1 rRNA gene is annotated in these 2,914 nt (G+C 53.6%); it reads right to left on the bottom strand.

The features are described 5' to 3' along the window. Positions 1–150: 150 nt before the first annotated feature. A 23S ribosomal RNA gene (locus A3C3_RS44865) occupies positions 151–2,914 on the bottom strand; the annotation flags it as partial.

Genomic DNA, 2,914 nt, shown 5'->3' with positions numbered 1-2,914 from the left:
CCCCGCCATAACCACCAGGTCAGCGAAGCGCAACGATTTGAGAAGCTGGTGAAGTTTTCACTTCGTTTTGTTGAACACGTCATTGGCGGGGAAGCGCATGTTTGCTGCTTCTTGTCGCCAGGCTCATTTTGATGAGCATTGTCAATGAGAACGATCAAGCCGATCGAGCTATTAGTACCGGTAAGCTTCATGCATTGCTGCACTTCCACACCCGGCCTATCAACGTGGTCGTCTTCCACGGCTCTGATAGGGAACACTCGTTTTCAGGTGGGTTTCCCGCTTAGATGCCTTCAGCGGTTATCCCTTCCATATGTAGCTACCCTGCTATGCCCTTGGCAGGACAACAGGTCCACCAGAGATATGTCCATCCCGGTCCTCTCGTACTAGGGACAGATCCTGTCAATATTCCTACACCCACGGCAGATAGGGACCGAACTGTCTCACGACGTTCTGAACCCAGCTCACGTACCGCTTTAATTGGCGAACAGCCAAACCCTTGGGACCTGCTCCAGCCCCAGGATGCGATGAGCCGACATCGAGGTGCCAAACAACCCCGTCGATATGGACTCTTGGGGGTCATCAGCCTGTTATCCCCGGCGTACCTTTTATCCGTTGAGCGATGGCCCTTCCACGCGGGACCACCGGATCACTATGACCGACTTTCGTCTCTGCTCGACTTGTCAGTCTCGCAGTCAGGCGGGCTTATGCCATTGCACTCGACGACCGATTTCCGACCGGTCTGAGCCCACCATCGCGCGCCTCCGTTACTCTTTCGGAGGCGACCGCCCCAGTCAAACTACCCACCATACACTGTCCCGGATCCGGATAACGGACCGCGGTTAGACATCCATGACGATAAGGGTGGTATTTCAAGGATGGCTCCACGGAAACTGGCGTCCCCGCTTCAAAGCCTACCACCTATCCTACACATGCCGACACGAATGCCAGTGTAAAGCTATAGTAAAGGTGCACGGGGTCTTTCCGTCTGACCGCAGGAACCCCGCATCTTCACGGGGAATTCAATTTCACTGAGTCTATGTTGGAGACAGCGGGGAAGTCGTTACGCCATTCGTGCAGGTCGGAACTTACCCGACAAGGAATTTCGCTACCTTAGGACCGTTATAGTTACGGCCGCCGTTTACTGGGGCTTCAGTTCAAAGCTTGCACCTCTCCCTTTAACCTTCCAGCACCGGGCAGGCGTCAGACCCTATACGTCGTATTGCTACTTCGCAGAGCCCTGTGTTTTTGATAAACAGTCGCTACCCCCTGGTCTGTGCCACCCCATCCTGGTTGCCCAAAATGGGGTCACGCTTCTTCCGAAGTTACGCGTGCAATTTGCCGAGTTCCTTCAACATAGTTCTCTCAAGCGCCTTGGTATACTCTACCTGACCACCTGTGTCGGTTTCGGGTACGGTCTATACGGTGGAGCTGTTTCCTGGAACCGCGTCCCTGCAAGATCAATCCAATAAGACCTTACAAGTTGAGCAATCCGTCACTACCACCAGGCCCACGAATATTAACGTGGTTCCCATCGACTACGCGTGTCCGCCTCGTCTTAGGGGCCGGCTAACCCTGCTCAGATTAACTTTAAGCAGGAACCCTTGGTCTTTCGGCGAGAGGGTCTCTCACCCTCTTTATCGTTACTCATGTCAACATTCGCACTTCCGATACCTCCAGGATGTCTCACGACTGTCCCTTCACAGGCTTACGGAACGCTCCGCTACCACGTGTATTGCTACACATCCTCAGCTTCGGTGCATGGCTTCAGCCCCGTTACATTTTCGGCGCAAAGACCCTTATTTAGACCAGTGAGCTGTTACGCTTTCTTTAAATGATGGCTGCTTCTAAGCCAACATCCTGGTTGTTTTGGGATCCTCACATCCTTTCCCACTTAGCCATGACTTGGGGACCTTAGCTGGAGGTCAGGGTTGTTGCCCTTTTCACGACGGACGTTAGCACCCGCCGTGTGTCTGCCGAGTAGTACTCCCCGGTATTCGGAGTTTGGTTAGGATCAGTAAGACGGTGAGTCCCCATAGCCCATCCAGTGCTCTACCCCCGGGGGTATTCGCTCGACGCTCTACCTAAATAGATTTCGCGGAGAACCAGCTATTTCCGAGTTTGATTGGCCTTTCACCCCTAGCCACAAGTCATCCCAATCTATTGCAACAGATGCGGGTTCGGTCCTCCAGTTGGTGTTACCCAACCTTCAACCTGCTCATGGCTAGATCACTCGGTTTCGGGTCTAATGCAACAAACTAAATCGCCCTATTCAGACTCGCTTTCGCTACGCCTACACCTACCGGCTTAAGCTTGCTTGTTACACTAAGTCGTTGACCCATTATACAAAAGGTACGCCGTCACCCTTTCAGGCTCCGACTGTTTGTAGGCATCCGGTTTCAGGTTCTATTTCACTCCCCTTGTCGGGGTGCTTTTCACCTTTCCCTCACGGTACTTGTTCGCTATCGGTCATGCACGAGTACTTAGGCTTGGAGAGTGGTCTCCCCATGTTCAGACAGGATTTCTCGTGTCCCGCCCTACTCTAGGACAATGAGTGTTCTACGCGTACGGGGCTGTCACCCGCTACGGCCCAACTTTCCAGATGGTTCCGCTTTATTCCTCATTGCCACTGGCCTGGTCCGCGTTCGCTCGCCACTACTTGCGGAGTCTCGGTTGATGTCCTTTCCTGCAGGTACTTAGATGTTTCAGTTCCCTGCGTTCGCTTCTTACCCCTATGTATTCGAAGGTAAGATACCTTATTAACGATACTTGGAAACCTGTTTGGTTCTCACGCACGCTTGTTCCGCACGGTCCGTGCGGCGCGCCGGACGACCGGCGACGCGCTCCGCGCTGTACTGGGAAGTTCCCATACAGGCCAGAGGCCGTCGGCGATCGTTCGCCGTAACGTCGGATCGAA

It is taken from the genome of Rhizobium mongolense USDA 1844, assembly GCF_000419765.1.
In the GTDB taxonomy this organism is placed as follows: domain Bacteria; phylum Pseudomonadota; class Alphaproteobacteria; order Rhizobiales; family Rhizobiaceae; genus Rhizobium; species Rhizobium mongolense.
This window is presented reverse-complemented; position numbering and strand designations above follow the sequence as displayed.